General features: G+C 69.4%; 16 protein-coding genes. 9 read left to right on the top strand and 7 right to left on the bottom strand.

The genetic code is table 11. The features are described 5' to 3' along the window. The first annotated feature begins 847 nt into the window (after nt 1-847). Both POL72_RS16385 and POL72_RS16380 read left to right on the top strand, forming a co-directional pair. Complete coding sequence (locus POL72_RS16385) at nt 848-2,479, top strand: caspase family protein (RefSeq protein ID WP_272096289.1); 1,632 nt, start codon at nt 848-850, stop codon at nt 2,477-2,479. Between the two features lie 26 nt (nt 2,480-2,505). After that, on the top strand, nt 2,506-2,973 hold the full coding sequence (locus POL72_RS16380; RefSeq protein WP_272096288.1) for a hypothetical protein: 468 nt from the start codon (nt 2,506-2,508) through the stop codon (nt 2,971-2,973). Between the two features lie 55 nt (nt 2,974-3,028). On the opposite strand, the gene POL72_RS16375 is transcribed toward POL72_RS16380, so the two are convergent. After that, nucleotides 3,029-6,124: an AAA family ATPase gene (locus POL72_RS16375; protein WP_272096287.1), complete on the bottom strand. Its 3,096-nt coding sequence runs from the start codon at nt 6,122-6,124 to the stop codon at nt 3,029-3,031. Between the two features lie 189 nt (nt 6,125-6,313). Here POL72_RS16375 and POL72_RS16370 point away from each other — a divergent pair, with 189 nt between their 5' ends. After that, complete coding sequence (locus tag POL72_RS16370) at nt 6,314-7,420, top strand: AraC family transcriptional regulator (protein ID WP_272096285.1); 1,107 nt, start codon at nt 6,314-6,316, stop codon at nt 7,418-7,420. A 261-nt stretch (nt 7,421-7,681) separates the two neighbouring features. Beyond that, the gene (locus tag POL72_RS16365; RefSeq protein WP_272096284.1) at nt 7,682-8,482 is read left to right on the top strand and encodes an alpha/beta fold hydrolase; all 801 of its coding nucleotides are present in this window, start codon (nt 7,682-7,684) and stop codon (nt 8,480-8,482) included. Between the two features lie 119 nt (nt 8,483-8,601). Here POL72_RS16365 and POL72_RS16360 read toward each other — a convergent pair whose 3' ends face one another. The 3 genes from POL72_RS16360 to POL72_RS16350 all read right to left on the bottom strand — a co-directional run bounded on the left by POL72_RS16360 (nt 8,602) and on the right by POL72_RS16350 (nt 12,265). Then, nucleotides 8,602-9,717, bottom strand: coding sequence for a lactonase family protein (locus POL72_RS16360; RefSeq protein WP_272096283.1), 1,116 nt, complete (start codon nt 9,715-9,717; stop codon nt 8,602-8,604). A 55-nt stretch (nt 9,718-9,772) separates the two neighbouring features. Beyond that, a complete protein-coding gene (locus POL72_RS16355; protein WP_272096282.1) occupies nt 9,773-11,086 on the bottom strand; it encodes a lactonase family protein in 1,314 nt (437 codons plus the stop codon). A 270-nt stretch (nt 11,087-11,356) separates the two neighbouring features. Continuing rightward, a complete protein-coding gene (locus tag POL72_RS16350; RefSeq protein WP_272096281.1) occupies nt 11,357-12,265 on the bottom strand; it encodes an AraC family transcriptional regulator in 909 nt (302 codons plus the stop codon). A 111-nt stretch (nt 12,266-12,376) separates the two neighbouring features. Between POL72_RS16350 and POL72_RS16345 the strand changes: the two genes are divergently transcribed. The 4 genes from POL72_RS16345 (at nt 12,377) to POL72_RS16330 (ending at nt 17,162) form a co-directional block, all read left to right on the top strand. Then, on the top strand, nt 12,377-13,264 hold the full coding sequence (locus POL72_RS16345; RefSeq protein ID WP_272096280.1) for an SDR family oxidoreductase: 888 nt from the start codon (nt 12,377-12,379) through the stop codon (nt 13,262-13,264). A gap of 222 nt (nt 13,265-13,486) precedes the next feature. Beyond that, on the top strand, nt 13,487-15,817 hold the full coding sequence (locus tag POL72_RS16340; protein WP_272096279.1) for a nitric-oxide reductase large subunit: 2,331 nt from the start codon (nt 13,487-13,489) through the stop codon (nt 15,815-15,817). Beyond that, nucleotides 15,814-16,125 carry a hypothetical protein gene (locus POL72_RS16335; protein ID WP_272096278.1) on the top strand — a complete coding sequence of 104 codons (312 nt, stop codon included), beginning with the start codon at nt 15,814-15,816 and terminating at the stop codon, nt 16,123-16,125. The genes POL72_RS16340 and POL72_RS16335 overlap by 4 nt, the downstream gene beginning before the upstream one ends. Before the next feature lie 71 nt (nt 16,126-16,196). Beyond that, nucleotides 16,197-17,162: a universal stress protein gene (locus POL72_RS16330; protein WP_272096277.1), complete on the top strand. Its 966-nt coding sequence runs from the start codon at nt 16,197-16,199 to the stop codon at nt 17,160-17,162. A 13-nt stretch (nt 17,163-17,175) separates the two neighbouring features. On the opposite strand, the gene POL72_RS16325 is transcribed toward POL72_RS16330, so the two are convergent. The 3 genes from POL72_RS16325 to POL72_RS16315 all read right to left on the bottom strand — a co-directional run bounded on the left by POL72_RS16325 (nt 17,176) and on the right by POL72_RS16315 (nt 18,924). Then, complete coding sequence (locus POL72_RS16325; RefSeq protein WP_272096276.1) at nt 17,176-17,487, bottom strand: monovalent cation/H(+) antiporter subunit G; 312 nt, start codon at nt 17,485-17,487, stop codon at nt 17,176-17,178. 19 nt (nt 17,488-17,506) lie between these two features. Beyond that, a complete protein-coding gene (locus tag POL72_RS16320; RefSeq protein ID WP_272096275.1) occupies nt 17,507-17,791 on the bottom strand; it encodes a hypothetical protein in 285 nt (94 codons plus the stop codon). A 272-nt stretch (nt 17,792-18,063) separates the two neighbouring features. Next, nucleotides 18,064-18,924 carry an aldo/keto reductase family oxidoreductase gene (locus tag POL72_RS16315; protein WP_272096274.1) on the bottom strand — a complete coding sequence of 287 codons (861 nt, stop codon included), beginning with the start codon at nt 18,922-18,924 and terminating at the stop codon, nt 18,064-18,066. 76 nt (nt 18,925-19,000) lie between these two features. Between POL72_RS16315 and POL72_RS16310 the strand changes: the two genes are divergently transcribed. Then, a complete protein-coding gene (locus POL72_RS16310; protein ID WP_272096273.1) occupies nt 19,001-19,903 on the top strand; it encodes a LysR family transcriptional regulator in 903 nt (300 codons plus the stop codon). Nucleotides 19,904-19,909: the final 6 nt, after the last annotated feature.

Raw genomic sequence — 19,909 nt, 5'->3', positions numbered from 1 at the left:
CAGCGAGAAGCGCCGAGAGGAGCAGGCCGGGAGAGTACTTCATGGTGCGACAAGCATACCGTGCCCCAGCCGACAGGGGCACGCGGGTTCGCGGGGCGCGCGCCGGGGCGCGAGCGCCGTGCGAGGCGGGTCGCCGGGGAGGGCGGTGTTCCCGCGCCGGCCAGCGGGTGGGAGGCCACATGATGGGCTGGAATATCCGATGGATACGCTTCGATCGCGCTTCTCGCCGTGTCATGGCCTGCGGCTCGTGGCGGGCTGCGGGGTCGGCTGCGGCACGCCAGCAACGTCTTGCGGCGGGCGCCGGGGGCGGCGGGACCGCGGGAGGCGGCGCTCGTGTCGCTCGTCAGCGACGAGAGCATGAGAGCGACGCCCGGCCATTCGAGCCGCGTGGGCCCCGCTGAAGAGCCCGGAGCTCCCGTGCAGCTCGCCGCGCGCCTCCGCGATGCGCACGGCGACAGCCCAGCGCTCGCGTGCAGCCCGAGTCGGCCCCATCGGGCGACGCGGAGAACGGCTCCTCCCACGGCGTCCTCGTGAAGCTCGCCGCGTTCGCCGCCGCCATCCGGGCCGGCGGCGTCCCGATCGTCGCTCCCAGAGCTTCGATTATTGCGTCAATGCGGAAATCGCGCCAACCCGGCTCTGCCTCGATGAAGGCAGCCTGTGCCACGGAGATCGATGACAACAACGAGATCACGAGGGGTTCCCTTGACCTCTCCAGTTCGCGATTCGATGTATTGGAGTGACGGTCGTCACGCCGCACGACCACGCCGCGCCCAGGCGCAGCCTTCGACGCACGCGCAGGAGAAACCCCATGATCGGCCAACCGAACCACGAAACCGACGATCCGGGGATGAGCAGCGCTCGGGACACGGGCCCGACGTTCCGGGCGTTGCTCATCGGCATCGACGTCTATCTCCCGAACCGGCTCTCGAATGACGCCACGTACGTGTCGTTGCGCTGCTGCGTGAGCGACGTGGAGCGCATCGACAAGATCCTGAGCGCCCGGATCACCATGCCGTACAAGAGCACGAAGCTCCTTGCGCCCAACATCGGGCGCGGCGCGCCCGGTGGGGATCGGAAGACCTGGCCCACGTACAGCAACATGAAGGCGGCGCTGGATGAGCTGCTCGCCAGTACGCAGCCGGGCGACCATGTGTACATTCACTATTCCGGCCACGGGGGCCGCGTACCGACGATGTTCACCCACTTGAAGCCTGGTGGGGTCGACGAGACGCTCGTGCCAATGGACATTGGGGATGGCTCGACACCCTATCTGCGAGATCTCGAGATCGCGCATTACCTCGACGCGCTCACGACGAAAAATCAGGCGACCGTGACCGTCGTGCTCGATAGCTGCCACTCCGGTGACGCGACGCGTGGAAACGACTTCGCGCCGCGGTGCGCGACGGGCGCCCGCAAGGGCGCCGATCCGACGCTTGACACCACGGAGCGCCCGACGGGCGGCGTAGCCCCCGACGACGCGCTGAGCGCCTCGTGGAATCGGCTCGAGGCAACGGGCAGGGCGCTCCGCGGTGCCGCCGCCACGACCTGGCTCCCCGAGGCCAAGGACTACGTGCTGCTCGCGGCGTGCCGCGACGTGGAGACAGCGATCGAGTTGCAGAGAGGTGACGAGGCGGGAGGCGTGTTGACGACGGCATTCATCAAGGCGCTCACAGAGGCCGGCGACGACCAGACCTGGAAGACGCTCTACGAGCGCGTGCTTGCGCACGTGCACAGCAGGTATCCGTCGCAGACACCCCAGCTCCTCGGTCAGGGGGCGCGGCAGATCCTCGGGAGCAAGCTGCGGCCGGTCGTGAGCACGGTGACGGTCAAGGACGTCGACGTTGCGAGGCGGAGAGTAAAGCTGGGTGCCGGTCGAGTGACCGGGACCCCCACGGGCGCCAAGTTCGGAATTTACCCGCTGGGGACGACAGACTTCACGCAGGTCGACCGGCGCGTGGGCGTCGCGACCATCGAAAAGATGATGGCCGTGGAGAGCTGGGCGTCGCTGGAGGAGGGCGCCGCGATCGAGGCTGTGAAGCTGGGCGCCCCTGCGGTTCTCGAGGACGTGGGATCCATCGCGCTGCGGCGCGCGGTCAATCTGTTTCACAGGGACGACCTGGCGCCCGGGATCGATCAGGATCGGGCGCTCGGCGCCGTGGGAGCCGAGATCAAGACGCGAGGGCGAGGTTTTCTCGAGCTCGCCACCGGCGAGGCACCGTACTACCAGGTCGCTCTCGACAAGGATCGACACTACGAGATCTGGGACGGGTCAGGGAAGCCCCCAACGTGGGGACGGTGGCGATCGACGCACCGGACGGCGCCGAGGTCGTGGTCGCTCGACTTGTCCATCTTCTCCGGTATCAGACCATCCTGGAGGTTACCGCCCCTCTCTCGGGGCTCAAGGACAGGCTCCGCATCGAGCTCCTCGCCCCGCCGCCGGCGTGGTCGGTGGGCAAGCCAGCTGTGGGCGGGGCCGTGATCGAGCCGAGCGGCGAAGCGTACGTGATGAAGCCTGACGCCTGGGTGTTCGTCCACGTCGTGAACGACAGCAGCAGCCCTGTCAACGTCGCCGTCATCGGCCTCGGCGAGGACTGGGGGATCCGTGCTCTCGAGCCTGCGCCGCCCGGAGGGCGCATGTTCCCCACGCAGCGGTATTCCACCGTGGATACCAACAAGGAGAGCCGATTCCCGTTGCAATTCTTCCTGTCCGAGGGGCGCGCCTCGTCGATTGACGTCATCAAGATCTTCGCGACGGTCGGTGATACCGATTTCTTGTGGCTGCTGCACACCCCGATCAATGAGCCCGTGACCCGGTCCATCGACATGAGGGAGGAGGCCGCGCGCGACGCGCTCTTCCGGCTGCGCGAGGCGCTCGATGCGGAGGAGAACGACCAGCGCGAGGTGCGCCCCAGGTCAGCGCCGGGGGAGGACTGGACCGCAAGGCAGTTCCGCATTGTCACGAAGCGGACGTGAGCCTCGATGGGAACGGCGCTCGGCGGCCACACCACGGCCGGCGCGCCGGGGCGCGTCAAGCGCTCGGCGGATGGATCCAGTCGAGGAAGTGCAGAGCGCCCGCGGCGTCTCCAGCGAGGATGGTCTTGGCGTCCGTTGTGGTGGCGCAGCAATGCATGTGTGAATGGGTTTTCAGGGTCGTGATGGCCTGGAGCGTCTCGACAATGTCCCACACCTTCAGGGTATTGTCATACGAGGCGGAGACGGCGGTACGACCATCCAGCGTCACCGCCACGCCGTTCACGATATGGGTATGCCCTTCGAGCGTGCGGAGGACCTGCCCCGTCCCCAGGTCCCACACCTTCAGCGTCTTATCCCAGGAGGCGGAGACGGCGGTACGACCATCCGGCGTCATCGCCACGCCGCTCACAGCTTCAGTATGACCTTCGAGCGTGCGGAGGACCTGCCCCGTCCCCAGGTCCCACACCTTCAGCGTCTTATCCTGGGAGGCGGAGACGGCGGTACGACCATCCAGCGTCACCGCCACGCCGAACACAAGCGAGGCATGCCCTTCGAGCGTGCGGAGGACCTGCCCCGTCCCTAGGTCCCACACCTTCAGCGTCTTATCCCGGGAGGCGGAGACGGCGGTACGACCATCCGGCGTCACCGCCACGCCGAACACAAGCGAGGCATGCCCTTCGAGCGTGCGGAGGACCTGCCCCGTCCCTAGGTCCCACACCTTGAGTGTCGTGTCGACGGAGGCAGAGACGGCGGTACGACCATCCGGCGTCACCGCCACGCCGAGCACCCATTCGGTATGCCCTTCGAGCGTGCGGAAGACCTGCCCCGTCCCTAGGTCCCACAGCTTCAGCGTCTTATCATAGGAGGCGGAGACGGCAGTACGACCATCCGGCGTCACCGCCACGCCGATTACAATTTCGGTATGCCCTTCGAGCGTGCGGAGGACCTGCCCCGTCCCTAGGTCCCACACCTTGAGTGTCGTGTCGACGGAGGCAGAGACGGCGGTACGACCATCCGGCGTCACCGCCACGCCGAACACAAGCGAGGCATGCCCTCCGAGGGTGCGGAGGAGCGCCTCGGAGTCACGGCTGAAGGGAAAGCGCTCGCGCAGCCAGGACCACCGGTGCTCCCCGAGCTTCGCTTCCGCCCGCGTCCGTATCTCCCCGATCCCCATGTCCAGGCATCGATTGCGGAGCTGCTGGAGAAGGAACTCGGGTGCCTTTTCCGGATCCCACCTGCGCAGAATGCTGGACTCTCGATCCAGCGGCCGGCTCAGCGCCTCCAGCCTGGCTCGCCCGGGCTCCCCCGCGAGCTTGATCCCGATCCGCAGGTCCGTGAGCACCTCGTCGATTTTCCTCTTCGCCACCTCCTTGTGCAGCCGATCCAACTCCCAGAGCGCCTCGCCCAGCCGCTCCCCGCAGGTCGCGGCGAACGCCTCCGGTGCTTCGATCTTCTGCTTCACGAACTCCCACACCAGCGGTTCCAGGCGGACGACGTCCCGTCCCCTCATCGGCTCGACGAAAGACAGCGCGCTGATCTCCCGAAGCGCATCATGGAGTGGGATCGGAAACCCTTCTTCTGCCTCGCTCGCGAGCCCGGTGAGCAGAGAGAGGCGCGCTTGCGGGATGTCCGCAGCCACCTCCAGCAGCGCGGCTGTCTTCAGCACCTCTCGTGCGTCGGCGTTCTCCAGCGCGTCCCACTGCGATTGCAGCGTCGCCTTCACCGTGGCTTCGTGCCGCATCGCGAGCTCTTCCGGCGTGACGCCGGTCGTGTCGGTCGCCCTCAGCAGTCCATATTTTTCCATCCGGCGCGCGTAGCCAGCGAGCGAGATCGCGGGGTTCTTGCCCAGGAACGCCGCCGCGAGCTCGATGGCCAACGGCATCGCGCCAAACCGCCGGCAGATCCTGCCCGCCACCTTGGGGTCGTCGGCCGGCTCCCGCGCTCTCCGCTTCGAGAGCAGGAGCTTCACCGCGGCATCCTCCGGCAACACCGGGACATCGATGCTCTCGAAGAGCGCGTCGCGCCGCCGCGTCGTCACGAGGACGCGGCATCCCAGGTTCGCCGGCACGAGGCCGGCCGCGCGGTCCGTCCCGAGATCGGCGGGGTTCTCGACATAGTCGAAGATCACCAGCGCCTCCGGCCGCGCCCGCAGGTACGCGTCGAGCGCCGCCACGAGCCGGAGTTGCCGCTCCGCCTCCGGCGCTGCCTCCGCCTTCAGATCCAGGTCGACCGCGAGCTTCGCGATCGCTGGCCGCCAGTTGTCGCCGGTGGCGTTGATGAAGTATACCCCGTCCGGATAGCTCGCCTCGTGCTTGAAGGCGTGCTCGACCGCGAGCTGCGTCTTGCCGATCCCGCCCATTCCCGTGAGCAGCACAGGCCGCCTGCCGCGGGGTCGCGGTTCCCGCAGCATCCGGTGCAGCTGTTCGAGCTCCTCGTCGCGGCCAACGAAGGACGGGTTGCGCGCGAGCGGCACCCTGAATTGCACCTTCGGCAGCTCCGCGAGGCCGAGCTTCTCCGATGTTCCAGGGACGCGCGGACAGAGCTCGTACACCTTGGAATCGCCGAGACGCCCAAGATCCACCTCGATGCGGCCCAGAGCGAGCGCCTTCTCGATGCTGTCACCGTTGAAGAGCCCGCGATAGAGCCCCTTCGAGAAGGCGATCGCGGCCTGGTCCCCGATCGCGCTCGACGTCCCGATGGCGCAGTCCACGTGCTGCGCGATGGCCTTCGCCTGCGCGAGCGAGTAGCAGGCGTTGAGCACCACGCAGCGCACCGAGCCCCCTTCGAGCTGGAACAGCTTCGCGAGCGCCTCGCTCGGGACCGGCGCAGGGCGCCCGGCCGCGTCGTTCAGCAGCAGCTCCGTGCGCTCGTCGAGAGGGCGTCCGGCGCCCGGGATCGGGCGAACGTCGCGCCCGCCGGCGGCGGGCCCGGCGTGCTGCCCGTGGCCGCCGAAGTGCACCACGACGGGCCCGTACTGCTGGAGCGCACGGCCCACGTCCTCGATGCGCGCGGCGAGGACGGGGCGTAACTCGAACGCGTCGCGCAGGCGCGCTCGCATCCGCTCGTCCTCGATGTCCCGGTATTCCTCGTCGAGGTCGAGCTGCCTGGTGCCGGAAGGGTTGGCGCTCAGGAAAAGGATGGTGACAGGCATCGCGACCCCTCGCCGGAGTCCGGCATCCGATGTGCCAGAGGACGCGTGAGGATTCTGCTCGACGCGACGCATGTTCCTCGCCCATTTCAGACAACTTGCGTGGTCCGGCGCTCGTCCCCTCGCGCACGAGGCCATAAATCTCTTGATTCTCGAGAAGGCGTTTGCTCCTCTTACCCCTCACCCCGGACGATGCCTCCGCGCGGCACAAAAGACGCGACACCGAGCCACAGCGCTGCTGCCGGCGCCTTCCTGTCGATTCTCACGTTCGCCGATCAGCTCGCCCCCGGCGCTGCGAGCCGCCTCCGCGCCGAGGTGCTCGCCGGCATCGCGCTGGACGGCGTCGACGCCCGAGGTCCGGCCGAGAAGCTCCCCGAGCTCCTGGCCGCCGCCGTCGAGCTGACCCGCGTCGACGATCTCGGGCTTCGCCTTGCGAAGGCGGCGGATCCGCGCCGCTTCGGGGTCGCCACCTATGCGGCCTCCACGAGCCCCACGCTCCGCGCCGCCTACGAGCGGGCCGCTCGCTATTTCAGGCTCTGGAACGAAGGAGTCCGCCTCGAGCTCGAGCGCGATCGCGCGGCGCGCCTCACGTCGATCGTGCTCCGGTCCCAGGGGAAGACGGCCATGGCCGCTCCGGAAGGCCGTCGCCAGCTCGCGGAGCTGGGCAGCGCGACGATGCTGATGCTCGGCCGCTCCTTCACCGGCGCGCCGATCTCCCCGGCGCGCGTCGAGCTCGCGTCCGCGGCCCCGGCCGACGTGCGGCCTCACGAGCGCATCTTCGCCGCGCCGATCGCGTGGAGCGCGCCGGTGCCGCGGCTGATCTTCGATGACGCCGCGCTCGACCAGCCGCTGCCTCAGCACGACGCCGTGCTTCAGGAGATCGTCTCCCGCTCAGCGGAGGCGCTCCTCGCCGCCCTGGCGACCAAGGAGACCTGGTCCGCACGGACGCGGGAAGCGCTCCTCGGCCTCCTGCGCGACGGCTCGCCCGACATCGCCCGCGTCGCGAAGTCGCTGGGGACGAGCCGGCGCACGCTCCAGCGGAGGCTCACGAGCGAGGGCCAGACCTTCGAGTCGGTGATCGATCAGGTCCGATACGAGATGGCGGCGGGCCTCCTCGCCGACGAGCAGCGATCGATCGCCGAGGTCGCATGGCTCGTCGGGTTCCGTGAGCTCAGCGCCTTTTACCGGGCGTTCCGGCGGTGGAGCGGGCGCACGCCAGCCGAGTACCGCGCTTCGCTTTCGCCAGGCGCCACGACACAGCCGCGTCCCGACGAGGCGCCGGCGCGCCGGGTTCCCTAGAGCGCCGGGCCCGCGCGCCGGCTCGATCCCTGGCAGCGCGCGGCCTCTGGCGAGATCGCAGGACACCGTGCGCTTGGCGTCGCGTGCCACCTTTCTGGCACGTCCGGACAATGTCCGCCGTCGGGCAAGGCGCTAGGGTCGAGTCATCGAAGCCGCCACGGCGCGCCCGAGCGGGACGATCCGCGCGCGTGCGGCTTCGAAAAGAGCCTTACCACGAGCGGTTCGGCGAGCGCGCTCGCCGCCCGCCGACAAGGAGCCTCCATGGCAACGCACACCCTCACCATGCCCGGCCACGGCCAACTCGATGTCACCGTCGACGCGTACGGCGCCGGACACCCGTTCCTGCTGCTGCACGGCGGCGCCGGTCCGCAATCCGTGGCCGGCTTCGCCAGGACCCTTGCCGAACGCCACCACGCCCGGGTGATCGTTCCCATTCATCCTGGCTTCGACGGGACCCATCGCCCGCAATGGCTGACCACCATCGCCGGCCTCGCCCAGCTCTACCGCGCCTTGCTCGACGACCTCGATCTCGTCGATGTCACCGTCGTCGGCAGCTCCATCGGCGGCTGGATCGCCGCCGAGCTCGCCCTTCTGCAGAGCCAGCGCATCAGCAGCACCCTCCTCGTCGACGCTGTCGGCATCGACGTCGCCGGCCAGCCCGTCGCCGACATCTTCTCTCTCACCCTGCCCCAGCTGGCTGAGCTCAGCTACCACAACCCAGAACCGTTCCGCATCGATCCGGCCAGCCTGAGCGACGCCCAGCGCGCCGCCATGGCCGCCAACCGGGCCGCCCTGCGCACCTACGGCGGCACCATGACCGATCCGACCCTGCGCCCACGGCTGGCCGCCATCTCCCAGCCCACGCTCGTCCTCTGGGGCGACAGCGACGGCATCTGCACCCCCGACTACGGCCGCGCCTACGCCGCCGCCATCCCCGGCGCCCGCTTTGCGTTGCTCCCCAACGCCGGTCACCTCCCCCAGTTCGAAGCCCCCGAACCCCTCCGCAAGCTCGTCTGGGACTTCGCCGAATCCCACGCCACCCATCGATCCGCCGCTCGCTGACCGAGGATCGCGCCCGCGTTCATCCAGGAAGCAAGCAGCCCGGGAACAGCGCGGGCGAGCGCTGGCCGGGCTCTTGAGATTCCCGCGGTTCGTTGGAGGCGCCTGCCGCATCGCCCCGGCTACACCGCGGCGAGCCCGGTAGCGCCCTGGGGCAAGCGGCCTACCGGCGGGCCCAGCGAGGTCAGCGCGCCGCTCGGCTCGATCCGGTAGCCGTGGACGACGGCCGGGCCCGCGCCGGTGAAGGGGGGCACGCTGAACCCGTCAGGGCTCAGCACGTAGAGGAAGTCGTCGCCCATGCTCACGGCGCAATCGAGGGCCAGTCCGCTCGTGAACGCCGCCTGCTCCGTCGCGCTCAGCGGCCCCACCGGCGTCAGGCTGCCGCTCCTGTCGACGCGGAGGGCGGTGACAGAGCGCGAGCCCGCCGACGTGATGAACGCGAACGTCGAGGGGCCGGCGGTCGCGGTCGCCACCCAGCACGCCGCGGTCGTGAAGATGCGCTGCTCCGCGATGAGCCGCATTTCCCCGGTGGGGGCGACGCTGTAGCGCGAGACCGAGCTGTCGCCGGTCAGCGACAGGTTCGAGAGGATGACGTGGCCGCGCCGATCGAACGTGAAGCCGAACGGCGCCTGGCCGGCCTTCACCACGTCCTGCCGGCGGACCGGCCCGGGCATCCCGTGGTCGTCGACGGTGACGGTCTCGAGGCTCCCCATCGGCTCGCCGTCGCCGCGGCTCGCGATCACAAGGACATCGCCCGTCCGGTTGAACGCGATGGTGGCGATACCGGAGCCGCTCAGCGAGCGCGAGGCGCCGGCGAGCATCGTCAGCTCTCCCGTGTGGCCGACACGGTATCCCTGGATGCTCTTGCTGTCCGCGCTCGCGACGTAGAGCACGCCCTCGTGAAGCGCGAGGGAGACAGGGCGCGTGCCGTTCGAGGAGACAAGGCCGACCCGCTGGAGCTCCCCGCCTCGGCGGACGACGAACGAGGAGATCGTGTCGCTCCCTGCATTGACGGCAAAGACCATGCGCCCGTCCCGGCTCAGGACCAGGGCGCTCTGGGACTCGAGGATCGGGAAGCCGAGCGGAGGGTTCGGGGCGTGGCCGTTGCCGCCCGTCGGGTAGGACGCCCCCGGGGAGAGCATGCCGTCGCCCGCCCGGTGGAACACCTGGATGGCATTCGGGGTCGCGTTCGTCATCACGTAGACCGCGCGTCGATCGTCCTTGGCATCGTTATGCATGATTCGATTCCTTGAGTTGAGCGTGGATGGATGCGGTGGAATGGGCCCGTGAGGCTCAGAGCACGCCGATGCCGGCCGGGCTCCCGCCGGGGCCGAAGCGCTCCTCAGGCGCCCTGTCGCCGTCGACGGTCCTGGGGAGCCCGCCGTATTCGCCGATCTTGGTGAGGCCGCCGTCGTCCTCGATCCGCCAGGCGCCCACCTTGCCGGAGCCAGGCAGGACGTCGTAGAGGAACCTGCCATCGGGGCTGATGCCGAGATCGAGCGGCGTCGAGCCCTGCTGGCTCGCGCCGGCGGTGCCCGCGCGCTCGTCGGTGAGGCCGGCTTGCTCGTCGAGCACGGTCAGGCTGCCGTCGTCGCCGATACGGAAGCTCGAGAGGGTGCCCGAGGTGTAATTCGCGGTGAACGCGAACTCCCCGTTGTTCTCGAGCCAGCACGGATCGAGCTGGCTCACCTTCGCGTTCCGCGTGATCGGCGTGAGCGTGCCGTCCGCGTTGATCTGAAACGATCCGGCCGCGCCGGCGAGATCATCGCCGCCCACGAACATGGCCGTGAGCAGGTGCCCGGCCGCGTCGAACGAGAACCCGAACGGACCGTCGTTGTCGAGCTCGGTCTGCGTGAACGTCTGCGCGAGCTGGCCGTCATCGAGCACGTCGAACACGAGCACCCGGCTCGGGCCGGTCGGGGTCACGCCGCCGATCAGGCCCGCGGCGGGCCCGTCCTTGATCGTGACGACGAGCTGCCTCCCATCCGGCGTGAAGGACGCCTGGGCCGGGTTGAACAGCGTGTCCGGCGGGCTGGCCTGGTTCGCGGAGAGCAGCCGGGTCGAGCCGGGGATCGGCGTGAGCTTCCCCTCGTCGCTCAGGCGGAAGCCGGTGACGCTCCCCTCGCCGGCGCCGTTCAGCGCATAGACGAGATCGCCGTGCTGGGTCACGCTGTTCGGGAAGCCCGGCCCGGCGCCATCGCTGGTGGGCTGGACGTCGGTGACCTCGAGGGTGTCCTTTCGGACGCGGAGCGCGGAGAGCGTGTCGCTGCCGGCGTTCGTGACGAGGAGGAATGCCCGGTCCTGACTGAGCACCATCGAATGGGACGAGCCGAGACCATCGCCGGCGAAGCGCGCCGAGGGCCCGGACCCCTGGCCGCCGGTGTCGACGTGATCGGCGAGCTCGAGCGATCCATCGGCGAACCTGCGGTACACGGTGACCTGGTTGGCAGGTTCGCCGGCGTCGTGCGTGTTGTTGTGGTTCGTCCCCACGAACACGAATCCGACGGCGCTCTGGCCGTCCGCGGGGCTCTCGGGTTCACCCCCGCAGGCGCTCAGACAGGCCGACGCGAGGGATACGAGCAACAGGGCGCCAAATGACTTTCTCATAGCTGCCTCTCCATTCTCTGATGGTTTGCGCTGTCCGCGACGCACCATCCGCGCATTGCCACCGTCGTGCGGCGTCCACGGGCGAGCCCGTGTCCGGATACGGCCGCATGCTTCGGCGTTCGACGCATCGCCGCGCTCGTGTCGAGCGGTGCCCAGTCCTACGGCGAAGGCGCCGAGCGGTTTCTTGGCGAGCTCGATCTTTCAGATCGAGGCGGCCACGGGGGCGGGATGGGGGAGCGGGAACGAAGGACGTCGATGGCAGCGGCCGGACTACATGTCCTGGACGACCGCGGCCTTCTGCTTCAGCGCGCGGGCATCGCGCAGCGGCGAGTTGCCGAACATGCGCGAATACTCGCGGCTGAACTGCGAGGCGCTCGTGTAGCCGACCTGGAACGCCGAGACCTCGGCGCCCGCGCCCTCTTCGACCATCAGGCGGCGCGCCTCGAGCAGGCGCAGGCGCTTCTGGTACTGCAGCGGGCTCATGGCGGTGGCCTCCTTGAACCGCTTGAAGAACGCCGCCCGGCTCATCCCTGCGGCGCGCGCGAGCGCGGCGATGTCGACGTCCTCGTCGAGCGACGCCTGCAGGTGATAGACCGCCTCGGCGATGCGGTGCGCCTGGCTGCCCGCGCGCACGAGCTGGCGGATCGCCGGGCCGTCGGGGCCTTTCAGCAGGTGAAAGGTCAGCTCCTTCCTCACGAGCGGCGCGAGCACGGCCGCGTCGTCGGGCGTCGCGAGCAGCGCGCCCAGCCGGACCGCGGCGTCGAGCATACGGTCGCTCGCCTTGCCGATGAAGATCGCGCGCCCCGGGTTCTCGAGGCCGTCCGGCCGCGCGCCGTCGAGCTGCGCCGCGACCTCGCGCAGCAGCGCCGCGTCGAAGTCCATCTTCAGGCCCAGAAGCGGCTGCGCCGGCGACACGCCCATCACCCGGCTCGTCACGGGCAGGTCGATGGGACTGACGATGTAGTGCGGCTCCCGCTCGCGAAAGACCTGCCGCTCGAGCAGGATCTCCTTCGTGCCCTGCACGACGATGCAGAACGACGCGCGCCAGTGCCGCTTCGCGCGTTGCTGCGGGCGCGAGACTTTGATGCAAGAAATCCCGGGCACCGGCGAGGCGTGCACGCCGTCGCTGGGGCACCAGCGCGAGATGAGGTTCTTCAGCTCGTCGCTCCCGGGGATCACGGTGGCAGCCTAGCCCCGCGTAGACGATCGGGCAAGAACTGGAGACGGCCGTGTATTTCGCGGTTGCCGCGGCGGTGCCATGGTGGATCGCGAACCAAGGAGAGGTTTCCTATGCGCATCTTCCTCACGGGAGCCAGCGGCTTCATCGGATCTTCCATCGTCCCCGAGCTCGCCCGCGCCGGCCACCGCGTGGTCGGTCTCGCGCGCTCGGACGCGTCCGCCGAGAGGCTCGCCGCCGCCGGCGTCGACGTGCACCGCGGCTCGCTCACGGATCTCGATAGCCTGCGCCGCGGCGCCGCCGCGTGCGACGGGGTGATCCACTGCGCGTTCTCGCACGACGACTTCACCGACTACGCCGGTAACTGCGAGAAGGACCGCGGCGCGATCGAGGCGCTCGGCGGCGCGCTCGCCGGCTCCGGACGCCCGCTCGTCATCGCCTCCGGCATCGCGCGCTTCGCGCCGGGCCGGGTCGCCAGCGAGGACGAGGCGCCCGACGCGTCGGCCGGCGGCCTGCGGGCCGCCTCCGAGCAGCTCGCCCTCTCGTTCGCGAGCCGCGGCGTGCGCGTGTCCTCGCTGCGGCTGCCGCCATCGGTCCACGATGACGGCGACCACGGGTTCGTCCCGATGCTGATCGAGATCGCGCGCAAGACCGGGCGCTCCGGGTACGTCGGCGGCGGCGAGAACCGGTGGCCCGCGGTGCATCGGCGCGACGCCGCGCGGCTGTTCGTCCTCGCGCTCGAGAAGGCGCCGGCCGGCGCGCGACTCCACGCGATCGGCGACGAGGGCATCCCGACCCGCGACATCGCCGGCGTGATCGGCCGCAAGCTCGGCGTGCCTGTCGAGTCGGTCCCCAAGGAGCACTTCGGCTGGCTCGGCGGGTTCTTCGCGCTCGACACCCCCGCGTCGAGCGCGCTCACGCAGGCGCGGTTCGGCTGGAAGCCCGAGAAGGCGGGGCTGCTCGCCGACCTCGAGCACGGCACCTACTTCGCGCGCGCATAGCGGCGTACGCGATCCCGGCCCTCGCGGCCGAGCTCCAGGCGCGCCGAACGCCGCCCAACCTCGAGCACGAGCTCGCCGGCAGCGGCCACGAGGAGTCCGCGGAAAGACCCCCGCTTCCTCATCCAGGTCATCGTACCCGGCACGAACGCCGCGCAACGCAGCCTCCTCGGTCGTCATCTCGGAGAAGGGGTGAGCCCTCCTCGGCTTGCTCCCGGCATTCCCATGGCGCGCTCCTCCGAACGGCGAAACCTCCTCATCTCGCGCGGCTGGGTCCAGGCGACGGCCCTCGTCTTCCTGCTCGGGTTCTTCGTGCTCGGCCTGCTCGCCTACCGCACCTACGCGGCACAGCCACCCATCCCCGCCCGGGTGGTCGACCCTGCGGGCCGCATTCTGTTCACGGGCGACGACGTGCTCACGGGTCAGGAGCTGTTCCTGCGCAACGGGCTCATGGAATACGGATCCGTCTTCGGCCACGGCGCCTACCTCGGCCCGGATTTCACCGCCGATTACCTCCGTCGGGCCGCCTCCCACGCCGCCTCTCGATACGGCGGCGCGGGCTCGGCGGAGGCGCTCGCGCGCACCGTCGGCGATTTTCGTCGAAACCGCTATGATCCCGCGACAGGGACGCTGGTCTTCACCGACGCCCAGGCAGAGGCCTTCGAGCTGCTGAAGGATCACTATCGCCGCTTCTTCGCCCAGCCCAGCGGCAAGCACGGCCTGCGCTCCGGCCTCTTCTCGGACGCGCGCGAGCTCTCGCAGCTCACCTCGTTCTTCGCCTGGACGGCCTGGACCGCCGCGGCGGAGCGACCCGGAGAGGCCTACTCGTACACCAACAACTGGCCTCCAGAGCCGCTCGTCCGGAACCAGCCCACGGGCGAGCTGGTGGTATGGAGCGTGCTCTCGCTCATCGCGCTCCTCGGCGGGATCGGCTTGCTCTTCGCGGTCTTCGGGCGATGGCGCTTCCTCGGTTGGCACGGGCGGGAAGGGCACCGGCTCAGCTTTCGCCAGCCGGGCGAGGTCGCCTTGACCCCAGCCCAGCGCGCGACGGCGTGGTTCTTCCTGGTCATGGCATTGCTGTTCGCCCTCCAGTCCGTCCTCGGAGGCGCCACGCAGCATTATCGCGCCGAGCTGTCCAGCTTCTTCGGCATCAACCTGGCCGGCGCCTTCCCCTTCAACCTGGTGCGCACGTGGCACCTGCAGCTCGCCATCTTCTGGGTCGCGGTCTCCTATCTCGGCGCGGGCATCTTCATCGCGCCCATGATCAGCGGGCGCGAGCCGAGAGGCCAGAGCTGGCTCGCCTATGGTCTGCTCGGGGCGCTCGTCATCGTCGTCGCGGGAAGCCTCCTCGGCGAGCTCCTCGCCATCCACGGCGCGTCGGACAGCATCTGGTTCGCGCTCCAAGGGTTCGAGTACCTCGATCTGGGCCGCTTCTGGCAGGTGCTCCTGACGCTCGGCCTGTTCTCCTGGGTGGCGCTGCTCTTCCGCGTGCTCCGGGGTCGGCTCGCCGTCGAGCACCGGGGCAACATGCCCTGGCTCTTCTTCTTCGCCGCGCTGGCCATCCCGGCCTTCTACGCCGTGGGCCTCCTCGCGCACCCGCGGGCAAACTTCACGAGCACCGACTTCTGGCGCTTCTGGGTGGTGCACCTCTGGGTGGAGGACTTCCTCGAGCTGTTCACCACGCTCATGGTGGCCTATCTCTTCGTCCTGCTGGGGGTGGTGGCCGAGGCGATCGCGCTGCGGCTCATCTACCTGGAGATCATCCTCTATTCGGCAGGCGGGGTGATCGGCACCATGCACCATCTGTACTTCTCCGGCACGCCCGTGGAGCACATGGCGCTCGGCGCCTTCTTCTCGGCCGCAGAGGTGATCCCGTTGACCTTCCTCACGGTGGAGGCGTGGACCTTCCTCCGCCTGGGGATCGTGCAAGGCGAACGGTCGACGAAGCCCTTCCCGCATCGCTGGGCGATCATGTTCCTGGTGGCCGTGGGGTTCTGGAACTTCCTGGGGGCCGGGATCTTCGGGTTCCTGATCAACTTGCCCATCGTGTCCTATTACGAGATCGGCACCGCGCTGACCGCCAACCACGGGCACGCCTCGATGATGGGCGTCTATGGCATGCTGGCCGCCGGGCTCGCGCTCTTCGCGCTGCGCTACCTGATGCCCGCCGCGCAATGGTCCGACAGGGCGGCCAAGATCAGCTTCTGGTCGCTGAACGTCGGGCTCGCGTGGATGGTCTTTGCCACGCTGTTCCCGCTCGGGCTCATGCAGCTCCACCACGCGGTGAGCTACGGGTATTTCGAGGCTCGAGAGCTCCAGTACCTGACGAACCCGACGAACCGCCTCATGGAGTGGATACGCCTGCCGGGCGATGTGCTCTTCATCCTCGGCGGCACCCTGCCGCTCCTCCTCCTCGCCTACCGCGGCGTTCGCCATCGCGTCCCGCAGCTCGCGGGGCCGGAGGCCCAGGACAACCTCTTCACCGAGATCGAGGCGCCGCCCGACAGCGCCGGGAGGGCAGCGCCCTCGGGCGCGGGGCAGGGCGAGCTCTCGTGAGCGTCGCGCTGGAGGCGCTGCTCGGCGCCGGGTATGCGGTGCTTCTCCTGGGGATCGCCGCCGGGATCCGGGCCTTCGGAGGAGCCAGGGCCGAGCCCGCGCCCGGGTGGCCGCACGACGACGCGCGCCGGTTTCACCTCGGCCTTTCGCTCGTGGTCCTGCTCGTGGGCGATTGCATCGTCGGGGCGGTCGCGCTGCGGAACCACGGCCTCGCTGATCTCGGGATCCTTGGCCTCGCCGCGGCGCTCGTGACGAGGGCGCTCGCCAGGGGCCTGGCCGCGTTCACCCGAGGCGGTCGTCGCGCCTAGAGCGGCTGTTCCAGGCGCGGTGGAGGGCGTTCTCCGAAAAGGGACCTGCTTCATGGAGAGGAGGCCACACGATGACCGAGAGTCTGAAGAACCCTGGGGCAGGCAACGGGCAGCCCGAGACGGACGAGGCCGGGCGCTTCCATTCGCTGCTCGTCCCCGTCGATCTGACGGCCATTGCGGACCGCGTCCTCGGCCGAGTTGCACTTCTACCTCTGGCCGATGGAGCTCGCGTCACGCTGCTTCACGTCGTTCCCGGCAACCTCCCCGCCAAGGCCCAGGAACGCGCCGAGCAGGACGCCAGGAAATCACTCGTGAACGAAGCGCGGCACCTCGCAAGATCGCTGCCCGAAGGCGTCGACGTCGAGCCGGTGGTGAAGGTCGGCACCCCGGCCGCGGAGATCGCGGGCTGCGCGACCTCGACGACGGCCGAGCTCATCGTCATGGGTCGCGGCGGCAGCCGCGCGCTCCGGGACATCTTTCTCGGCTCGACCGCGGAGCGTGTCATCCGTCGCGGGCAGCTCCCGGTCCTGGCGGTTCGGCTGGCTCCTCGCGCGGCGTACAGCCGGCCCGCGGTCGCCCTCGATCCCGAGCAAGGATCCACGGATGTGCTCGCTCTGATGCTCCGGCTGATTCCGACCCCGCGGCCGCGGGTCATGGTGATCCATGCATTCGACACTCCCTATCGCGGAGCCATCTATCGCAGCCTCCCGGAGGAGGGCGCAGAGGCAATGCGCAGTGAGCTCGAGCAAGCAGCTACACAGCAGCTCGTGAAGCTGCTCGCTGCCTCGCTTGCGCGGGCGAAGGTGCGGCCAGCGGAGGCGCCGCCCTGGAAGATGCATGTCCGATGCGGCTCCGCGCGGCGCGTGATCGAGAAGGCAGTCAAGAAGGCAGACAGCGACCTCCTGGTGCTGGGCACCCACGGCTATTCCGGGGTCGCTCACGCCTTCCTCGGAACGGTCGCTGGAGACGTGCTGCGTGAGGTCGCCAGCGACGTGCTGATCGTGCCTGCTCGGCCGTGCGCCGAGGAGCCCGAATGAGGCAGAACCGCCCTCAGGAGTCGCGGCGTGGAGTGAGGGGAGGCGGAGCGTAGGCCGCTCCCGCGGCACGGCGGCGGAACAGGGCCACACGTGCCAAGAGCAGCGTGGTCACAGGGACCGTGATGGAGAGCATGATGACGATGAGCCACGGGTGCAGCACGGGCCGGGACTCGATCATCGAGGAGTAGAGGACGCCTGCCAGCGCCACGCACCAGCTGCCGAAGGTGTACGCCAGCGCAGGGGGATGCATGCGCAGGAAGAAGTCTGGCAGGCGCAGGAACCCGAACGCGGAGATGACCACGAGCAGACAGGAGTGCGGAAACAACCGATCGGTAGAGTGGCCATCAATCAGAGAGGGGGCACTGCTCGTAGCAGCGCCAGGCCTCCGTGTTGCGGTCCGTGCCGCCGGCGAAAGACGCCTTGATCTCGTCGCAGGGCGCGTCGAGCACGCACGACGCGCGACACTCCTCGTGTCCGGAGCAGCCGACGAGGTCGTCCTCGAGCTCGAGGCCGTCGACCCCGCAGGCCTCGGCGTGCTCGACGGCATCCGCGCATGTCCCCGTTTTGCAGCCCGCCGCGAGGAGCGCGGTCGCGACGAAGATTGACGCCATGAGATAAGTCTTGCGCATGGTCCAGCTCTGCAGCTCGCAACGTGTGGATGGAGGGGAGCCGGCCGGCCCATACAGCGCGGCGCCCCGGAAGCGGCCCGCCGTTGTCGCCGGCCCCTTCGCCCCAGGAAGAACGTGGGGGAGCCAGCTTGGGCACGGGCCGATGTCGATTTTTGAGTTCGAGTCTTGCTGGAATCCGGCGGAGGTTGAACCGGGGGATCCGCCCGCTCGGATGGGAAGTCGGCGATGATCCTCCGGCAGCTTCGAGCCGACAAACGAAGCTGCACCCCGCCCTAGATGCGATCGAGCGCCTTCATCGCATTGTCGGGCAAGTCGAGATCTGCCGCCGCGAGGTTCTCGCGCAGGTGCTCGACGCTCGACGTCCCGGGGATGAGAAGGATATTCGGCGAGCGCCGCAGGAGCCACGCGAGCGCGACCTGCATCGGCGTCGCGCCGAGCCGACGCGCGACGTCGGACAGCGTCGAGGACTGGAGCGGCGAGAAGCCGCCGAGCGGGAAGAACGGCACGTACGCGATGCCCGCCGCGGCGAGGCTGTCGATCAGCGCGTCGTCCTGCCGGTGCGCGAGGTTGTACAGGTTCTGCACGCACACGATCTCGGTCATCGCGCGCCCCTCTTCCACCTGCTTCGCGGTCACGTTGCTGAGACCGATGTGGCGGACCTTGCCCTCGCGCTGCAGCTTCATGAGCGCGGAGAGCGGCGCCTCGATCGAGCCTTCCGCGGCTCCCTGCGCGTCGAACAGGATGCGCAGGTTCACGACGTCGAGCGCTTCGACGCCGAGATTCCGCAGGTTGTCGTGGACCGAGCTCGTGATGTCCTCGTCGGCGAACGCCGGCTCCCAGGATCCCTGTGGGCCGCGTTTTGCGCCGACCTTCGTGGCGATCACCAGATCCCTCGGATACGGGTGCAGCGCCTCGCGGATGATCTGATTCGTGACGTGCGGCCCGTACACGTCGCTCGTGTCGATGTGATCGACGCCGCTCTCCACCGCCTCGCGCAGCACGGCGAGCGCGGCATCGCGGTCTCTCGGCGGTCCGAACACGCCCGGCCCGGCGAGCTGCATGGCTCCGTAGCCGAAGCGCTTCACCGTGCGACTGCCCATCTTGAACGTCCCGACCTTGGCTATATCCGTCATGGCTGTCGACGGTAGGCCACGGCGGGGTGTATGATAAGAGCCTCGAATCAGTACGGCCCGTACGGAAAGGCGAACAATGGCAGTGGATCTCGACGATGTCCGGGTCTTCGCCGCGGTGGCGCGCGCCGGCGGCTTCCGCGAGGCGAGCCGCACGAGCGGCACGAGCGCGTCGAGCGCGAGCGAGGCGGTGCGCCGGCTGGAGGGCGAGCTCGGCGTCCGGCTTCTTCATCGGACGACCCGCAGCGTCGCGCCGACCGAGGCAGGCGCGCGTCTCCTCGAGCGGCTCGGTCCTGCGCTCGCCGAGATCGCAGCGGCGCTCGACGTCGTGAAGAGCACGAGCGAAAAGGCAGCCGGCACGCTCCGGTTGAACGTCCCCGTCGTCGCCGCGCGGCTCGTGCTCCCACGGATCTTGCCGCCGTTCCTCGCCGCATATCCAGATATCCGCGTCGAGGTGACGGCGGACGACACGCTCGTCGACATCCTCGCCGCAGGCTGCGACGCAGGCATTCGTTACGAAGAGACGCTCGAGAAAGACATGATCGCCGTCCCGATCGGCCAGCGCGAGCAGCGCCTGGCGCTCGCGGCGTCGGGCGCCTACCTCGAGCGGCGCGGGCGCCCGACCCATCCGCGCAAGCTCCTCGATCACGCATGCCTGCGCGGCCGCTTCCCGAACGGCGCGCTGTGCCCGTGGGAATTCGAGCGCGACGGCGAGGTCGTGAAGGTCGACCCGACCGGCCCGCTCGTCGGCAGCCTCGGGAGCGCGACGGACCTCCTCGTGGACGCCGCGATCGCGGGCACCGGCCTCGTCTACTGGTTCGAAGACTGGCTGCACCCGCACCTCGAGAGCGGCGCCTTGAAGCCGGTCCTGGAGCGCTGGTGGTCGCGTTTCCCGGGCCCCTTTCTCTATTATCCGAGCCGCCGCCACATGCCCGCGGCGCTTCGCGCGTTCGTGGACTTCATCCGCGCGGACAGCAAATAGTCATGG

Source organism: Sorangium aterium, from assembly GCF_028368935.1.
Classification (GTDB): Bacteria; Myxococcota_A; Polyangia; order Polyangiales; family Polyangiaceae; genus Sorangium; species Sorangium atrum.
The sequence above is the reverse complement of the archived record's forward strand: the minus strand, read 5'-3'. Positions and strand labels throughout refer to the sequence as shown.